The organism is Pseudomonas sp. PA-1-6B, assembly GCF_021609545.1.
GTDB classification, from domain to species: Bacteria; Pseudomonadota; Gammaproteobacteria; order Pseudomonadales; family Pseudomonadaceae; genus Aquipseudomonas; species Aquipseudomonas fluorescens_BV.
This window is the reverse complement of the sequence record NZ_WJZM01000053.1, coordinates 1-15,011: the sequence shown is the minus strand read 5'-3', so window position 1 is coordinate 15,011 and position 15,011 is coordinate 1. Positions and strand designations below refer to the sequence as shown.

Below are 15,011 nucleotides of genomic sequence, written 5' to 3'. Positions count from 1 at the left end.
AAAGAGTCCCCGCGATGACGCCTCTAGATGCCAAGCGCCCGCTGCAGCTCAATGCTCAGGGCCAGTTGCAACACTTCTTGTCCCTCGACGGTTTGCCCCGCGAGTTGCTCACCGAGATCCTCGACACCGCCGACTCGTTCCTGGAAGTCGGTGGCCGGGCAGTGAAGAAAGTCCCGCTGTTGCGCGGTAAAACCATCTGCAACGTGTTCTTCGAGAACTCCACCCGCACCCGCACCACCTTTGAACTGGCGGCCCAGCGGCTGTCGGCCGATGTGATCACGTTGAACGTGTCCACCTCGTCGGCGAGCAAGGGCGAAACCCTGCTCGATACCCTGCGCAACCTGGAAGCCATGGCAGCCGACATGTTCGTGGTACGCCACGGCGACTCCGGCGCTGCGCATTTCATCGCCGAGCATGTGTGCCCGAACGTGGCGATCATCAATGGCGGCGACGGCCGTCACGCACACCCGACCCAGGGCATGCTCGACATGCTCACCATTCGTCGGCACAAGGGCAGCTTTGAAAACCTCTCGGTAGCCATCGTCGGCGACATCCTGCATTCGCGGGTGGCGCGTTCGAACATGCTGGCTCTCAAGGCCCTGGGTTGCCCGGATATCCGCGTGATCGCGCCCAAGACCCTGTTGCCAATCGGCATCGAACAGTATGGCGTGAAGGTCTACACCGACATGGCCGAGGGCCTCAAGGATGTGGACGTAGTGATCATGCTGCGCCTGCAACGCGAGCGCATGGCCGGGGGCTTGTTGCCCAGCGAAGGTGAGTTCTACCGCCTGTTCGGCCTGACCACCGCACGCCTGGCCATCGCCAAGCCGGATGCAATCGTGATGCACCCGGGGCCGATCAACCGCGGCGTGGAAATTGAGTCGGCGGTGGCCGATGGCCCGCAGTCGGTGATTCTCAACCAAGTGACCTACGGCATCGCCGTGCGCATGGCCGTGCTGTCCATGGCCATGAGCGGGCAAACCGCGCAACGTCAATTCGAGCAGGAGCAGGCCCAGTGAAGCTCAGCATTCTCGGCGCCCGAGTCATCGACCCGGCCAGTGGCCTGGACCAAGTTACCGATCTACACCTGGACGCCGGCAAGATCGTCGCCATGGGCGCCGCCCCCGCAGGCTTCAACGCCGGCCAGAGCATCGATGCCAAGGGCCTGGTGGCCGCGCCTGGGCTGGTGGACCTGAATGTCGCCCTGCGTGAACCGGGCTACAGCCGCAAAGGCAATATCGCCAGCGAAACCCAGGCCGCGGCAGCCGGTGGCGTGACCAGCCTGTGTTGCCCGCCCAATACCAAGCCGGTGCTGGACACGTCGGCCGTGACCGAGCTGATCCTCGACCGCGCCCGCGAAGCCGGCAACTGCAAAGTGTTTCCCATTGGTGCCTTGAGCAAGGGCCTGGATGGCGAACAACTCGCCGAATTGATCGCTCTGCGTGACGCCGGTTGCGTGGCCTTCGGCAACGGCCTGGAAAGCTTTCGCAGCACGCGCACCTTGTGCCGCGCCCTGGAATACGCGGCCACCTTCGACTTGACGGTGATCTTCCATTCCCAGGATCGCGACCTGGCCGAAGGCGGCCTGGCCCACGAAGGCGCAGTGGCCAGCTTCCTCGGCCTGCCGGGCATTCCGGAAACAGCAGAAACCGTGGCTCTCGCTCGTGACCTGTTGCTGGTGGAACAAAGCGGCGTGCGTGCGCATTTCAGCCAGTTGACCAGCGCCCGGGGCGTGGCTCTGATCGCCCAGGCCCAGGCCCGCGGCTTGCGGGTCACCGCGGATGTCGCCCTGTACCAATTGATCCTGACGGATGAGGCGCTGATCGACTTCTCCAGCCTGTACCACGTACAGCCCCCGCTGCGCACCAAGGCTGACCGTGACGGTTTGCGTGCGGCGGTGAAGTCGGGTGTGGTGTCGGCGATTTCCAGCCATCACCAACCTCACGAGCGAGACGCCAAGCTGGCACCGTTTGGCGCGACCGAGCCAGGCATCAGCAGCGTGGAGTTGTTGTTGCCACTGGCGATGACGCTGGTGGAAGACGGCTTGCTGGACCTGCCGACACTGCTGGCACGCCTGAGCGCCGGCCCGGCCGAGGCCCTGCGCTTGCCGGCGGGCCAGTTGGCGGTGGGTTCACCGGCGGACTTGGTGCTGTTCGACCTGGCAAGCTCGACGGTGGCTGGTGAGCGTTGGTTGTCCAAGGGCGAAAACTGCCCGTTCATCGGCCACAGCCTGCCGGCGACGGTGCGGTATACCTTGATGGATGGGCGGATCAGCTACCAGGCTTGATAGCTCGCCTATCTAATATGGTTACGGTCAATGTGGGAGCTGGCTTGCCTACGATGCAGGCAAGCCAGCTCCCACACTGCGCTAAAGTGCTCAGCGCCCGCTGTTGCGCTCGGCATTGCGGATCGAGATCTGCGTGTTCAGCGTCCAGAAGTCATACAGCACCCCGATCAGGAACAAACCGCCGGTCAGCAGGTAGATCAGGCCGGTGATCCATTTGCCCTGGTACATACGGTGCACACCAAACACCCCCAGGAACGCCAACAGAATCCACGCGACGCTGTATTCAATCGGCCCAGCGGTAAACCGCAGGTCGGCTTCACGGTCCATGGCCGGGATCAGGAACAAGTCGATCAACCAGCCAATGCCGAACAAGCCGAAGGTGAAAAACCAGATCGTGCCCGTCACAGGCTTGCCGTAATAAAAGCGATGAGCCCCGGTAAAACCGAAAATCCACAGCAGGTAACCAATCGCCTTACTGTGGGTGTCTTGTTGCTGAGCAACCTGTTGATAGGTGTTCATGAAGGACCTCTTTTGCTTCGATAGATAAATTTTTTCATTTTCTTTGTGACTTTTTTACGGGCGCCCGACGTACGGTAAATGGTATCGTCCTGCCCTCAAAGCCTTGTAGCGCCTGACTTGTGTAGGACAATTGCGGCGAATCGTCGCGTTTTTCCTGAGTTTGACCCCAAGGTTCAGTCGACAAACGGCCTGAGAACAGCACAAAAAGCTGTTATAAAGTTGCGCGCAAACCCTTAAGAGCCACGCCTAATGCGACCATTTTTCAAGACATGGCTAACCATTTGCCTATTAATGCCACTGGCCGCCCACGCCACCAATCGTGAGCAACGACTTCCGAACGTTAACGGTTTCACCCCTAAAGTCCATAGCACGCCCAGCACTGCCAAATCGGCAAAGCCGACCGTCAGCCGCCCGACTCAACTGAGCAAGGCCCACGGCAAAGCGCTTTCCACCCAGCTGGCCGTGAACACCAAGCAAAGCAGCAACGTCTTGAGCCGTGCCGTCAACGTGCTCGGTACACCTTATCGTTGGGGCGGCAGCAGCCCAAGTAAAGGGTTCGACTGCAGCGGCCTGGTGAAATATGCATTTAACGATGTAAAAGCGGTGGACCTGCCACGCACTTCCAACGCCATGGCGGCCGGCCATGGGCTGAAGGTTGACCGTAAAGACCTGAAACCGGGCGACCTGTTGTTTTTCAAACTCAAGAGCCGCCAGGTCAATCACGTTGCCATCTACCTGGGCAACGACCGCTTTATCCACGCACCGCGCCGTGGCAAGTCGGTGAGCATCGACACACTGAAAAAGCCGTTCTGGGACAAGAACTACGTGATTGCCAAGCGGGTACTGCCTAAAGAGCAGAACAACAACCTGCGAATCGTGCAGCGCTAAGCCAGGCGCCACTGAAGCTCCCCATTTGAAATGCAATCAAATGTGGGAGCTGGCTTGCCTGCGATGACGGTGTGTCAGTTGGCAGAGAGAGTGCCTGACAGTCCGCTATCGCAGGCAAGCCAGCTCCCACATTGTGTATCTGCCTGTTCTAGATATCTGCCGGTACCCTCGCCTTCTCCCGCGCCTCTTCCCGACTGACCAGCCCCGCGCCGACCAACGCCTTCAAACTCATATCCAGGGTCTTCATCCCCAACGCCCCTCCCGTCTGGATAGCCGAAACCATCTGCGCCACCTTGTCTTCGCGAATCAAGTTACGAATCGCCGGGGTACCCAGCATGATTTCATGGGCGGCCACGCGCCCACCGCCCACCTTCTTCACCAGCACCTGAGACACCACTGCCTGCAACGACTCCGACAGCATCGAGCGGACCATGGCCTTCTCCCCGGCCGGGAAGACGTCTACCAGCCGGTCCACTGTCTTTGCCGCCGATGAGGTGTGCAGGGTGCCGAACACCAGGTGCCCGGTCTCTGCCGCCGTCAGCGCAAGGCGTATGGTTTCCAGATCGCGCAATTCACCCACCAGGATCACATCCGGGTCTTCCCGCAGGGCTGAACGCAGGGCCACCGAGAAACTGTGGGTGTCGCGATGCACCTGGCGCTGGTTGACCAGCGCCAGTTTCGGCCTGTGGATAAACTCGATGGGGTCTTCCAGCGTGAGGATATGCTGGCGTCGATGCCGGTTGAGGTCGTCGATCATCGCCGCCAGGGTCGTGGACTTGCCCGAGCCGGTGGGCCCGGTCACCAGCACCAGGCCGCGAGGAAGGCGGGCGATACGCTGGAACACCTCGCCCAGTCCCAGATCCTCCAGGCTTTGGACCTCCGTCGCAATAGCCCGGAACACCGCACCCACGCCGCGATCCTGGCGGAACACGTTCGCCCGGAACCGGGCGACGCCTGGCAATTCGAAGGCAAAATCCGTTTCAAGAGATGTTTCGAAATCCTTTTGTTGATGTTTATTCAGCAAAGGGCTCAATAAGTCGACCACTTGGGTAGCGTTCAGCGCTGGCCCATCCAGCGGCCAAACCTCGCCATCAATGCGCAGCATCGGTGCCAGGCCGGCTGACAGATGCAGGTCTGAGGCGCCTCGGCTTACGCTGGCCGTCAGCAATTGCGTGATATCCATAGGGCTTTCCATTTCCAGTAGAATGCCGCGGACTCCATATCCACGGGCGCATCTTGAATGTCGACGATAGCAGACAACATCGGCCTGGTTAGCCAGCGCATCCGCGCCGCAGCCGACGCCGTGCAACGTGACGCAAGCAGCATCCACCTGCTGGCCGTGAGCAAGACCAAACCCGCGCAGGCGGTACGCGAAGCCTATGCCGCCGGGCTGCACGACTTTGGGGAAAACTACCTGCAGGAAGCCTTGGACAAACAGGCGGATTTGACCGACCTGCCCTTGAGTTGGCACTTCATCGGCCCCATTCAATCGAACAAGACTCGCGCTATCGCCGAGCACTTCGCTTGGGTGCATTCCGTGGACCGCCTGAAAATCGCACAACGCCTGTCCGAACAACGCCCGGCCGACCTGCCGCCGCTCAATATCTGCATTCAGGTCAATGTCAGTGGCGAAGCCAGCAAGTCCGGCTGTACACCCGCCGACCTGCCGGCCCTGGCCACTGCGATCAGCGCCCTGCCGCGCTTGAAGCTGCGGGGTTTGATGGCAATTCCCGAGCCGACTGAAGACCGGGCGGAGCAGGATGCGGCGTTTGCCACGGTGCGCGACCTGCAAGCCAGCCTGAACCTGCCGCTGGACACACTTTCCATGGGCATGAGCCATGACCTTGAGTCGGCCATTGCCCAAGGCGCCACCTGGGTGCGGATCGGTACCGCCCTGTTTGGCGCCCGCGACTACGGCCAGCCGTGAAATGGCTGACATCCCTCGAAAATAAGGACCTGTCATGAGCAACACGCGTATTGCCTTTATCGGCGCCGGTAACATGGCGGCCAGCCTGATCGGTGGCCTGCGGGCCAAGGGCCTGGACGCCGAGCAGATCCGCGCCAGCGACCCGGGCGCCGAGACCCGCGAGCGCGTCAGCGCCGAACACGGCATCCAGACCTTCGCCGATAACGCCGAGGCCATCCACGGCGTCGATGTGATCGTGCTGGCGGTCAAGCCCCAGGCCATGAAGGCCGTGTGCGAGAGCCTGCGCCCGAGCCTGCAACCTCACCAACTGGTGGTGTCGATTGCCGCTGGCATCACCTGCGCCAGCATGACCAACTGGCTCGGCGCCCAGCCCATCGTGCGCTGCATGCCCAACACCCCGGCGCTGCTGCGCCAGGGCGTCAGCGGTTTGTATGCCACTGGCGAAGTCACTGCGCAGCAACGTGACCAGGCCCAGGAACTGCTGTCTGCGGTGGGCATCGCCGTGTGGCTCGAGCAGGAACAGCAACTGGACGCGGTCACCGCCGTCTCCGGCAGCGGCCCGGCCTATTTCTTCCTGTTGATCGAGGCCATGACGGCCGCCGGCGTCAAGCTGGGCCTGCCCCACGACGTGGCCGAGCAACTGGCGGAACAAACCGCCCTGGGCGCCGCGAAAATGGCGGTCGGCAGCGAGGTGGATGCCGCCGAACTGCGCCGTCGCGTCACCTCGCCAGGTGGTACCACACAAGCGGCTATCGAGTCGTTCCAGGCCGGGGGTTTTGAAGCCCTGGTGGAAACAGCACTGGGTGCCGCCGCACATCGTTCAGCCGAGATGGCTGAGCAACTGGGCAAATAGTCGTCCCTTACCAAGGTAATCAAACATGCTCGGAATCAATGACGCTGCCATTTTCATCATCCAGACCCTGGGCAGCCTGTACCTGCTGATCGTGCTGATGCGCTTTATCCTGCAACTGGTGCGTGCGAACTTCTACAACCCGCTGTGCCAATTCGTGGTGAAGGCCACCCAACCGCTGCTCAAGCCGCTGCGCCGGGTGATCCCGAGCCTGTTCGGCCTGGACATGTCGTCGCTGGTGCTGGCGCTGTTGCTGCAGATTTTGCTGTTCGTGGTGATCCTGATGCTCAATGGCTACCAGGCCTTCACCGTGCTGCTGTTGCCATGGGGCCTGATCGGCATTTTCTCGCTGTTCCTGAAGATCATTTTCTGGTCGATGATCATTAGCGTGATCCTCTCGTGGGTCGCACCCGGCAGCCGTAGCCCGGGTGCCGAGTTGGTCTCTCAGATCACCGAGCCGGTGCTGGCGCCGTTCCGTCGCCTGATCCCGAACCTGGGTGGCCTGGATATCTCGCCGATCTTCGCGTTTATCGTGATTCAGTTGCTGCAGAGCTGGGTGATTCCACGCCTGGCGTACTTTGCCTACATGCCAAAAGAGTTGTTTGGCCTGATCTGAATGCCGTAGCCCCTATGGGAGCTGGCTTGTGTGGGAGCTGGCTTGCCTGCGATAGCATCACCTCGGAGTGTCTGAAAAACCGCGGTGCCTGCATCGCGGGCAAGCCCGGCTCCCACAGAAACCCTTCCCGTATTTTGTATCTGCGTAAGGGTGCAGGCCTTTGCTTGCCGCTAGGGTCCCCGCTCTTTAGACTTACGCCTCATTTAAACGAGAGCAGGGTCGATGCCAGCTGCCTTCCCCCCCGATTCTGTTGGACTGGTCGTGCCACAAGTGGCGCACTTCAGCGAACCGCTGGCCCTGGCCTGCGGCCGTTCGTTGCCAGCCTACGACCTGATCTACGAAACCTATGGCCAGTTGAACGCCACGGCGAGCAACGCCGTGCTGATCTGCCATGCCTTATCCGGCCATCATCACGCCGCCGGCTTCCATAGCGTTGACGACCGCAAGCCCGGCTGGTGGGACAGCTGCATCGGCCCCGGCAAGCCCATCGACACCAACAAGTTCTTTGTGGTCAGCCTGAACAACCTTGGCGGCTGCAACGGTTCCACCGGCCCCAGCAGCCTCAACCCGGAAAGCGGCAAGCCGTTCGGCGCAGACTTCCCGGTGCTGACGGTAGAGGACTGGGTGCACAGCCAGGCACGCCTCGCCGACCTGTTGGGCATCAGCCAGTGGGCCGCCGTGATTGGCGGCAGCCTGGGCGGTATGCAGGCGCTGCAATGGACCATCACTTACCCGGACCGTGTGCGCCATTGCCTGGCTATCGCCTCGGCGCCCAAGTTGTCAGCGCAGAACATCGCCTTCAACGAAGTGGCGCGCCAGGCGATCCTCACCGACCCCGAGTTTCACGGCGGTTCGTTCCAGGAAGCCGGAGTGATCCCCAAGCGCGGCCTGATGCTGGCGCGGATGGTCGGCCACATTACCTACCTGTCCGACGACTCCATGGGCGAGAAATTCGGCCGTGGCCTCAAGAGCGAGAAGCTCAACTACGACTTCCACAGCGTCGAGTTCCAGGTGGAAAGCTACCTGCGTTACCAGGGCGAGGAGTTCTCGGGGCGTTTCGACGCCAATACCTACCTGCTGATGACCAAGGCCCTGGACTACTTCGACCCGGCCGCCAATCACGATGACGACCTGGCGAAAACCTTCGAGCACGCCACGGCCAAGTTCTGCGTGATGTCGTTCACCACCGACTGGCGCTTTTCGCCAGCGCGCTCCCGTGAGCTGGTGGATGCCCTGATGGCCGCCAAGAAAGACGTCTGCTACCTGGAGATCGACGCACCGCAAGGCCACGACGCCTTCCTGATTCCGATCCCACGCTACCTGCAGGCGTTCAGTAACTACATGAACCGTATTTCGCTTGTGAGAACGCCATGAGAGCCGACCTGGAAATCATCCAAGACTGGATCCCCGCCGGCAGCCGCGTGCTCGACCTGGGCTGCGGCGACGGCGAACTGCTGAGCTGGCTGCGCGACCACAAGCAAGTCACCGGCTACGGCCTGGAAAACGACCCGGACAACATCGCCCAGTGCGTGGCCAAGGGCATCAACGTGATCGAGCAGGACCTGGACAAGGGCCTGGGCAACTTTGCCAGCAACAGCTTCGATATCGTGGTGATGACCCAAGCCCTGCAAGCGGTGCACTACCCGGACCGCATCCTCGACGAAATGCTGCGCGTGGGCCGCCAATGCATCATCACCTTCCCCAACTTTGGCCACTGGCGCTGCCGCTGGTACCTGGCCACCAAGGGGCGCATGCCGGTCTCCGACTTCCTGCCGTACACCTGGTACAACACGCCGAACATCCACTTTTGCACCTTCGAAGACTTCGAAGCCCTGTGTGGCGAGCGTGAAGCCAAGGTGATCAACCGCCTTGCCGTCGATCAACAGCACCGCCACGGCTGGGCGAGTAAGCTATGGCCCAACCTGTTGGGCGAAATTGGTATCTACCGGGTCAGCAGTCCTGGCCTGACCGACCACAAAGTTGCCGTCTAATCATCTTCAAGAGGGACGTTCATGAGTCGTTTGGCTATTTTTCTATTGACCGCATGCCTGGGCGCCAGCGCCATGGCCGCCGACACTATCGACGCTAATCGCAAAAAAGACTTTGGCGATATCACCGTTCATTACAACACCTTCACTTCAAGCTTCCTGCCACCCGAGACCGCCCAGAAAGTCGGCGTGGTGCGCAGCAAGGAGAAGGGGTTGATCAACGTGACCGTGATCAAGGGCGTAAGCCCAGTGGCCGCGCAAGTCACCGGCACTATCAAGGACCTGGGCGGCAAAAGCGAGATCCTGACGTTCAAGCAGATCGAAGAAAAAGGCGGCATCAGCTACCTCGCGCCCTACACCGTGACGCAACGGGAATACAAGACCTTCACCATCAACGTTGAAACCGGCGGCAAGGCCCACGGCTTCCAATTCAACCAAGAACTGTTCCCGGCCCAATGATGAACCTCACCCAACTCGTACTCGCCAGCCATAACGCCGGCAAACTCAAAGAACTGCAGGCCATGCTCGGTGAGTCTGTGCAACTGCGTTCGATCGGCGAGTTCAGCCAGGTCGAACCGGAAGAGACCGGCCTGTCGTTCGTTGAGAATGCCATCCTCAAGGCCCGCAATGCTGCGCGTATCTCTGGTCTGCCGGCCCTGGCGGATGATTCGGGCCTGGCCGTGGATTTCCTCGGCGGCGCCCCTGGTATCTACTCGGCCCGTTACGCCGACGGCCGGGGCGACGCAGCCAACAACGCCAAGCTGCTCGACGCCCTCAAGGACGTGCCGGAGGCCGAGCGTGGTGCGCAGTTCGTTTGCGTATTGGCCCTGGTGCGACATGCCGATGATCCGTTGCCGATTCTGTGCGAGGGCCTGTGGCACGGGCGCATCCTGCACGCGGCCAGCGGTGAACATGGCTTTGGCTATGACCCGCTGTTCTGGGTGCCGGAGCGCAATGTCTCCAGCGCTGAACTGAGCCCGGCCGACAAGAATCAGATCAGCCACCGCGCCCGCGCCATGGCGTTGCTGCGCCAGCGCCTGGGTTTGAAATGACCCAGAACACCTCTGCGCAGCCGCTGATCCACGGTGGCGCGCAAACACCACGGGCGGCCCTGCCCCATCTGCCGCCTCTTGCGCTGTATATCCACATCCCGTGGTGCGTGCGCAAATGCCCGTATTGCGACTTCAACTCCCACACCGCGAGCAAAGTGCTGCCGGAAGAAGAGTATGTGGATGCCCTGCTGGCCGACCTGGACCAAGACCTGCACGCCGTATATGGCCGTAAGCTGAGTTCGATCTTCTTTGGCGGCGGCACGCCCAGCCTGTTCAGCGCGGCTGCACTGGGCCGCCTGCTCAAGGGCGTTCAAGCGCGTATCCCGTTTGCTGGCGATATTGAGATCACCCTGGAAGCCAACCCAGGGACGTTCGAACAAGAGAAGTTCGTGGCGTACCGCAAGCTGGGGATCAATCGCCTGTCCATCGGCATCCAGAGCTTCCAGCAAGAGAAGCTTGAAGCCCTGGGCCGCATCCACAATGGCGATGAAGCCGTGCGCGCAGCCGGCATGGCGCGCCAGGCCGGGTTCGACAACTTCAACCTGGACTTGATGCACGGCCTGCCCAACCAGTCCCTGGAGGACGCCTTGGGCGACCTGCGCCAGGCCATTGCACTCAAGCCGACGCACCTGTCCTGGTACCAACTGACCCTGGAACCCAACACCGTGTTCTGGAACCAGCCACCCGCGTTGCCGGAAGACGACACGCTGTGGGATATCCAGGAAGCCGGCCAGGCACTGCTCGCCGAACACGGTTACGCACAATATGAAGTCTCGGCCTACGCCCAACCGGGGCGGCCGGCGCGGCATAACCTCAATTACTGGAGCTTTGGCGACTTTATCGGCATCGGCGCCGGGGCCCACGGCAAGCTCAGCCACCCGGACGGGCGCATTATCCGCACCTGGAAAACCCGTGCACCAAAGGACTACCTCAACCCGGCCAAAAGCTTCCAGGCCGGCGCGAAAGAACTGACCAACGATGAACTGCCGTTCGAGTTTCTGATGAACGCGCTGCGCCTCACCGAAGGGGTTGATGCCAAGCTCTACGCTGAGCGCACCGGCCTCGATCTGGCGAGCCTCGATGAAGGCCGCCGCGACGCAGAACAAAGTGGATTAATGCAGGTCGAACCGTCACGCCTGGCGGCCACCGACCGCGGGCAACTCTTTCTCAATGACCTGTTGCAGAAGTTTTTGAGCTGATAGCTCTTAAGGAAATCGAATGGATCTGGTACTCGACCTGCTCGCCACCGTATCCCGCTGGAGCCGTAGCAACCTGTCGGAAATCTCGTTGGCCCTTGTGGGCTGTTTGCTGGTGCTGTTCGGCGCCGACATCAAGGGCTGGGTCGAAGCGCGCCTGGGCAGCATCGCCGGCGCCTTGCGCGTCCCCCTGATGGCCCTGCTGTGCCTGATCGGCAGCGGTGCGGCGTTGATCTATGCCACGCCGTGGATTGTGCGGGGGTTGAGCCAGTTCAATAACTACAGCCTGGCGCCGGTGTTGATCGTGGTGCTGGTGTTGATTGGCGTGGTAGCAGACCGCCGCTGATCCAGCAGGCACTACAAAACACATGTGGGAGCTGGCTTGCCTGCGATACAGACACCTCGGTGTATCAGTGATACCGAGGTGATGCTATCGCAGGCAAGCCAGCTCCCACATTTGATTGCGTTTCAAACTGATGACTGTTTAAGCCAGCTTCTCGAATTTCAAATCCCACACCCCATGCCCCAATCGCTCGCCACGGCGTTCGAACTTGGTGATCGGCCGCTCGGCCGGGCGTGGCACGCATTTGCCGTCTTCGGCCAGGTTGCGGTAGCCGGGGGCGACATTCATCACTTCCAGCATGTATTCCGCGTACGGTTCCCAGTCGGTGGCCATGTGCAGGATGCCGCCCACTTTCAGTTTGCTGCGCACCAGCTCCGCGAAGGACGCCTGGACGATACGGCGCTTGTGGTGACGAGCCTTGTGCCATGGGTCGGGGAAGAACAGCATCAGGCGGTCGAGGCTGTTGTCGGCGATGCAGCGGTTGAGCACTTCAATCGCATCGCAGTCGTAGACCCGCAGGTTTTTCAGGCCTTGGGTCAGCACACCGTTGAGCAGTGCGCCGACGCCTGGGCGGTGCACTTCCACACCGATGAAATCCTGCTCCGGCGCGGCTGCGGCCATTTCCAGCAGGGAATGGCCCATGCCGAAACCGATTTCCAGGGAGCGCGGGGCCGAACGGCCGAACACTTGGTCGTAATCCACCGGCGCATCGGCCAGGGGCAACACGAACAGCGGCGTGCCCTGCTCCAGGCCCTTTTGCTGGCCTTCGGTCATGCGGCCGGCGCGCATCACAAAACTCTTGATGCGGCGGTGCTTGGACTCGTCGCCCTCTTCCACGGTGTTCGGCGTTTCGTTTGATTCAGTCATCAATAGCTCTTACTTGATCAGACCATCCAGCGGCGAAGAGGCGCTGGCATAGAGTTTTTTCGGCATGCGCCCGGCGAGGTAGGCCAGGCGGCCCGCGACGATGGCGTGGTTCATGGCTTGGGCCATCATGATTGGTTGCTGGGCATGGGCAATGGCCGAGTTCATCAGCACCGCGTCGCAGCCCAGTTCCATGGCGATGGTTGCGTCGGAGGCAGTGCCCACGCCCGCATCAACCAGCACCGGGATCTTGGCTTCTTCAAGGATGATCTGCAGGTTGTACGGGTTGCAGATGCCCAGGCCGGAACCGATCAAACCAGCCAGCGGCATCACCGCAATGCAGCCGATTTCTGCCAGTTGGCGCGCGATGATCGGGTCATCGCTGGTGTAGACCATCACGTCGAAGCCTTCCTTGACCAAGGTCTCGGCGGCCTTGAGGGTTTCGATCACATTGGGGAACAGGGTTTTCTGGTCGGCCAGCACTTCCAGCTTCACCAGGTTGTGGCCGTCGAGCAGCTCACGAGCCAGGCGGCAGGTGCGCACGGCTTCGATGGCGTCGTAGCAGCCAGCAGTGTTTGGCAAAAAGGTGTAGCGCTCCGGCGACAGCACTTCGAGCAGGTTCGGCTCGCCCTCGATCTGGCCGAGGTTGGTGCGGCGTACGGCGAAGGTGACGATCTCGGCACCCGAGGCTTCGATGGCCAGGCGGGTTTCTTCCATGTCGCGGTACTTGCCGGTGCCGACCAGCAGACGGGACTGGTAGGTACGACCGGCCAGGACGAAAGGCTTGTCGCTACGAACGATGCTCATGGGAAATCCTCTGGTTGGATGAGGTTCTGCAGAATGCGTTGCGGCCGTGGCGGGCTAGCCGCCGCCGATGGCGTGGACCACTTCGATCTGGTCACCTTCGGTGAGCGCAGTCTCGGCGTGCTGGCTACGCGGGACGATATCCAGGTTGAGCTCCACTGCGACGCGACGCCCGGTCAGGTCCAGGCGGGTCAGCAGGGCCGCAACGGTTTCGCCGTCGGGCAGTTCAAAGGGTTCGCCGTTCAACTGAATGCGCATGCCACGGGCCGCCATCGTTTTTAGGGGCCCGCATTCTAGCGCGATTGGAACCTGAAGGTCAGCTCCAAGCGTCAAGCGGTCAAAGCTGCAAACGCCACGCCGCCAGGCCCAGGAAGAACCAGCCGAGCAGGAACGCCAGCCCGCCAAACGGCGTGATGATCCCCAGTTTACTGATGCCGGTCATCGTCAGCACATACAGGCTGCCCGAGAACAGCAGGATACCGACGGTAAACGAAATACCCGCCCAAGTGACCAGCCGGCCCGGAATATGCGCCGCCAGCAAGGCCACGCCGAACAGTGCCAGGGCATGCACCAACTGGTAGGTCACACCGGTATGGAAGATCGCCAGGTAGTCGGAGCTCAGGCGGTTTTTCAGGCCGTGGGCGGCGAACGCGCCCAGGGCGACACCGGTAAAGCCGAAAAAGGCAGCCAGCATCAGAAAGCTACGCAGCATGGGGAACTCCAGTCAGACTCATCGGGCAGGGTCTGTATAATGGCCCGCTCAACGGGTTCGGCCAAGCCATCTCTATGCTGCGTGTCCTCTTCAAACGCTTTCTCAACGTCGTGAAATGGTTTGCCATCGGCAGTGTGTTGCTGGTGCTGCTGTTTCGTGTGGTGCCGCCACCGTTCACTGCGCTGATGGTGGAGCGCAAGGTCGAGTCCTGGGTCGACGGTGAGCCTATCGACCTGCAACGCAGCTGGGTGCCGTGGGATGAGATTTCCGATGACCTTAAAGTGGCGGTGATGGCCGGTGAAGACCAGCGCTTCCCGCAACATTGGGGCTTTGATTTTGGCGCGATCCAGGCCGCGATCCTGCACAACGAACGCGGCGGCTCGATTCGCGGCGCCAGTACGCTGAGCCAGCAAGTGTCGAAAAATCTGTTCCTGTGGGCCGGCCGCAGCTATTTGCGCAAGGGCCTGGAAGCGTGGTTTACCGGGTTGATCGAGGTGCTGTGGCCCAAGGAGCGAATTCTTGAGGTGTACCTCAACAGCGTGGAATGGGATGAGGGCGTGTTCGGCGCAGAGGCAGCGGCGCGGCACCATTTTGGCGTGAGCGCCAAGGGGCTTTCGCGGCAGCAGGCCAGTTACCTGGCGGCGGTATTGCCCAATCCACGGGTGTGGAGTGCCAGCCATCCGACGGCCTATGTGGCACGGCGGGCGGCGTGGATTCGCCAGCAGATGAGCCAATTGGGCGGGGATGGTTACTTGGTGGAGCTGAACAACTCTCGAAAGGCACCCTGGTCCGACTGACACAATATGGGACCTGTGGGAGCTGGCTTGCCTGCGATGACCATAGGTATCTACACAACTTCGGTACGACGCTAAACCTGTGGCGAGGGAGCTTGCTCCCGCGACGGCCTGGCAGCCGACGCTGATCTAACTGACGCACCGCGATCCAACTGTGGGAGCTGGCTTGCC

Annotated in this window: 19 protein-coding genes; 13 read left to right on the top strand and 6 right to left on the bottom strand. The window is 61.4% G+C overall.

The features are described 5' to 3' along the window. Positions 1-14 precede the first annotated feature (14 nt). A complete protein-coding gene (locus GIV35_RS21390) occupies positions 15-1,019 on the top strand; it encodes an aspartate carbamoyltransferase catalytic subunit (RefSeq protein WP_236264539.1) in 1,005 nt (334 codons plus the stop codon). Further along, positions 1,016-2,287, top strand: a complete 1,272-nt coding sequence (locus tag GIV35_RS21385; protein ID WP_089041474.1) for a dihydroorotase — start codon at positions 1,016-1,018, stop codon at positions 2,285-2,287. Before GIV35_RS21390 ends, GIV35_RS21385 begins: the two co-directional genes overlap by 4 nt. Positions 2,288-2,377: 90 nt before the next feature. On the opposite strand, the gene GIV35_RS21380 is transcribed toward GIV35_RS21385, so the two are convergent. Continuing rightward, positions 2,378-2,806, bottom strand: coding sequence for an NINE protein (locus GIV35_RS21380; RefSeq protein WP_054897575.1), 429 nt, complete (start codon positions 2,804-2,806; stop codon positions 2,378-2,380). Positions 2,807-3,055: 249 nt separating this feature from the next. Between GIV35_RS21380 and GIV35_RS21375 the strand changes: the two genes are divergently transcribed. Next, positions 3,056-3,694, top strand: a complete 639-nt coding sequence (locus GIV35_RS21375; protein WP_034128941.1) for a C40 family peptidase — start codon at positions 3,056-3,058, stop codon at positions 3,692-3,694. Between the two features lie 148 nt (positions 3,695-3,842). Here GIV35_RS21375 and GIV35_RS21370 read toward each other — a convergent pair whose 3' ends face one another. Then, positions 3,843-4,877 (bottom strand): type IV pilus twitching motility protein PilT, encoded by a 1,035-nt coding sequence (locus GIV35_RS21370; RefSeq protein WP_054897576.1) that lies wholly within the window; start codon positions 4,875-4,877, stop codon positions 3,843-3,845. Between the two features lie 57 nt (positions 4,878-4,934). Between GIV35_RS21370 and GIV35_RS21365 the strand changes: the two genes are divergently transcribed. The 9 genes from GIV35_RS21365 to GIV35_RS21325 all read left to right on the top strand — a co-directional run bounded on the left by GIV35_RS21365 (position 4,935) and on the right by GIV35_RS21325 (position 11,669). Then, positions 4,935-5,621, top strand: a complete 687-nt coding sequence (locus GIV35_RS21365) for a YggS family pyridoxal phosphate-dependent enzyme (protein ID WP_236264540.1) — start codon at positions 4,935-4,937, stop codon at positions 5,619-5,621. Positions 5,622-5,655: 34 nt separating this feature from the next. Further along, positions 5,656-6,474: a pyrroline-5-carboxylate reductase gene (gene proC, locus GIV35_RS21360; protein ID WP_032902278.1), complete on the top strand. Its 819-nt coding sequence runs from the start codon at positions 5,656-5,658 to the stop codon at positions 6,472-6,474. 25 nt (positions 6,475-6,499) lie between these two features. After that, positions 6,500-7,087, top strand: coding sequence for a YggT family protein (locus GIV35_RS21355; protein ID WP_105228854.1), 588 nt, complete (start codon positions 6,500-6,502; stop codon positions 7,085-7,087). A 222-nt stretch (positions 7,088-7,309) separates the two neighbouring features. After that, entirely contained in the window at positions 7,310-8,461 is a 1,152-nt protein-coding gene (gene metX / locus GIV35_RS21350; protein WP_236264541.1) for a homoserine O-succinyltransferase MetX, read from the top strand. Beyond that, positions 8,458-9,078, top strand: coding sequence for a methionine biosynthesis protein MetW (gene metW / locus GIV35_RS21345; RefSeq protein WP_003195091.1), 621 nt, complete (start codon positions 8,458-8,460; stop codon positions 9,076-9,078). The genes metX and metW overlap by 4 nt, the downstream gene beginning before the upstream one ends. A 21-nt stretch (positions 9,079-9,099) precedes the next feature. Beyond that, on the top strand, positions 9,100-9,534 hold the full coding sequence (locus GIV35_RS21340) for a DUF4426 domain-containing protein (protein ID WP_032894709.1): 435 nt from the start codon (positions 9,100-9,102) through the stop codon (positions 9,532-9,534). Beyond that, positions 9,531-10,127 (top strand): RdgB/HAM1 family non-canonical purine NTP pyrophosphatase, encoded by a 597-nt coding sequence (gene rdgB / locus GIV35_RS21335; protein ID WP_200647943.1) that lies wholly within the window; start codon positions 9,531-9,533, stop codon positions 10,125-10,127. The genes GIV35_RS21340 and rdgB overlap by 4 nt, the downstream gene beginning before the upstream one ends. Beyond that, complete coding sequence (gene hemW, locus GIV35_RS21330) at positions 10,124-11,326, top strand: radical SAM family heme chaperone HemW (protein ID WP_233475066.1); 1,203 nt, start codon at positions 10,124-10,126, stop codon at positions 11,324-11,326. Before rdgB ends, hemW begins: the two co-directional genes overlap by 4 nt. Positions 11,327-11,345: 19 nt before the next feature. Beyond that, complete coding sequence (locus GIV35_RS21325) at positions 11,346-11,669, top strand: DUF3392 domain-containing protein (RefSeq protein ID WP_003195099.1); 324 nt, start codon at positions 11,346-11,348, stop codon at positions 11,667-11,669. A gap of 138 nt (positions 11,670-11,807) precedes the next feature. On the opposite strand, the gene trmB is transcribed toward GIV35_RS21325, so the two are convergent. The 4 genes from trmB to GIV35_RS21305 all read right to left on the bottom strand — a co-directional run bounded on the left by trmB (position 11,808) and on the right by GIV35_RS21305 (position 14,046). Beyond that, positions 11,808-12,533, bottom strand: coding sequence for a tRNA (guanosine(46)-N7)-methyltransferase TrmB (gene trmB, locus GIV35_RS21320; RefSeq protein ID WP_003195101.1), 726 nt, complete (start codon positions 12,531-12,533; stop codon positions 11,808-11,810). Between the two features lie 9 nt (positions 12,534-12,542). Next, positions 12,543-13,337 carry a thiazole synthase gene (locus GIV35_RS21315; protein ID WP_014720334.1) on the bottom strand — a complete coding sequence of 265 codons (795 nt, stop codon included), beginning with the start codon at positions 13,335-13,337 and terminating at the stop codon, positions 12,543-12,545. Positions 13,338-13,391: 54 nt separating this feature from the next. Beyond that, on the bottom strand, positions 13,392-13,592 hold the full coding sequence (thiS, locus tag GIV35_RS21310; protein ID WP_020301926.1) for a sulfur carrier protein ThiS: 201 nt from the start codon (positions 13,590-13,592) through the stop codon (positions 13,392-13,394). Between the two features lie 79 nt (positions 13,593-13,671). Further along, positions 13,672-14,046 carry a DUF423 domain-containing protein gene (locus tag GIV35_RS21305; RefSeq protein ID WP_057702111.1) on the bottom strand — a complete coding sequence of 125 codons (375 nt, stop codon included), beginning with the start codon at positions 14,044-14,046 and terminating at the stop codon, positions 13,672-13,674. A 74-nt stretch (positions 14,047-14,120) separates the two neighbouring features. Here GIV35_RS21305 and mtgA point away from each other — a divergent pair, with 74 nt between their 5' ends. Beyond that, positions 14,121-14,843 (top strand): monofunctional biosynthetic peptidoglycan transglycosylase, encoded by a 723-nt coding sequence (gene mtgA, locus GIV35_RS21300; protein ID WP_236264542.1) that lies wholly within the window; start codon positions 14,121-14,123, stop codon positions 14,841-14,843. Positions 14,844-15,011: the final 168 nt, after the last annotated feature.

Bases quoted from the DNA above. Each gene is read 5' to 3' on its own strand.
- GIV35_RS21390 (WP_236264539.1), top strand. From the start codon at position 15: ATGACGCCTCTAGATGCCAAGCGCCCGCTGCAGCTCAATGCTCAGGGC.
- GIV35_RS21380 (WP_054897575.1), bottom strand. From the start codon at position 2,806: ATGAACACCTATCAACAGGTTGCTCAGCAACAAGACACCCACAGTAAG.
- GIV35_RS21375 (WP_034128941.1), top strand. From the start codon at position 3,056: ATGCGACCATTTTTCAAGACATGGCTAACCATTTGCCTATTAATGCCA.
- GIV35_RS21370 (WP_054897576.1), bottom strand. From the start codon at position 4,877: ATGGATATCACGCAATTGCTGACGGCCAGCGTAAGCCGAGGCGCCTCA.
- GIV35_RS21365 (WP_236264540.1), top strand. From the start codon at position 4,935: ATGTCGACGATAGCAGACAACATCGGCCTGGTTAGCCAGCGCATCCGC.
- proC (WP_032902278.1), top strand. From the start codon at position 5,656: ATGAGCAACACGCGTATTGCCTTTATCGGCGCCGGTAACATGGCGGCC.
- GIV35_RS21355 (WP_105228854.1), top strand. From the start codon at position 6,500: ATGCTCGGAATCAATGACGCTGCCATTTTCATCATCCAGACCCTGGGC.
- metX (WP_236264541.1), top strand. From the start codon at position 7,310: ATGCCAGCTGCCTTCCCCCCCGATTCTGTTGGACTGGTCGTGCCACAA.
- metW (WP_003195091.1), top strand. From the start codon at position 8,458: ATGAGAGCCGACCTGGAAATCATCCAAGACTGGATCCCCGCCGGCAGC.
- GIV35_RS21340 (WP_032894709.1), top strand. From the start codon at position 9,100: ATGAGTCGTTTGGCTATTTTTCTATTGACCGCATGCCTGGGCGCCAGC.
- rdgB (WP_200647943.1), top strand. From the start codon at position 9,531: ATGATGAACCTCACCCAACTCGTACTCGCCAGCCATAACGCCGGCAAA.
- hemW (WP_233475066.1), top strand. From the start codon at position 10,124: ATGACCCAGAACACCTCTGCGCAGCCGCTGATCCACGGTGGCGCGCAA.
- GIV35_RS21325 (WP_003195099.1), top strand. From the start codon at position 11,346: ATGGATCTGGTACTCGACCTGCTCGCCACCGTATCCCGCTGGAGCCGT.
- trmB (WP_003195101.1), bottom strand. From the start codon at position 12,533: ATGACTGAATCAAACGAAACGCCGAACACCGTGGAAGAGGGCGACGAG.
- GIV35_RS21315 (WP_014720334.1), bottom strand. From the start codon at position 13,337: ATGAGCATCGTTCGTAGCGACAAGCCTTTCGTCCTGGCCGGTCGTACC.
- thiS (WP_020301926.1), bottom strand. From the start codon at position 13,592: ATGCGCATTCAGTTGAACGGCGAACCCTTTGAACTGCCCGACGGCGAA.
- GIV35_RS21305 (WP_057702111.1), bottom strand. From the start codon at position 14,046: ATGCTGCGTAGCTTTCTGATGCTGGCTGCCTTTTTCGGCTTTACCGGT.
- mtgA (WP_236264542.1), top strand. From the start codon at position 14,121: ATGCTGCGTGTCCTCTTCAAACGCTTTCTCAACGTCGTGAAATGGTTT.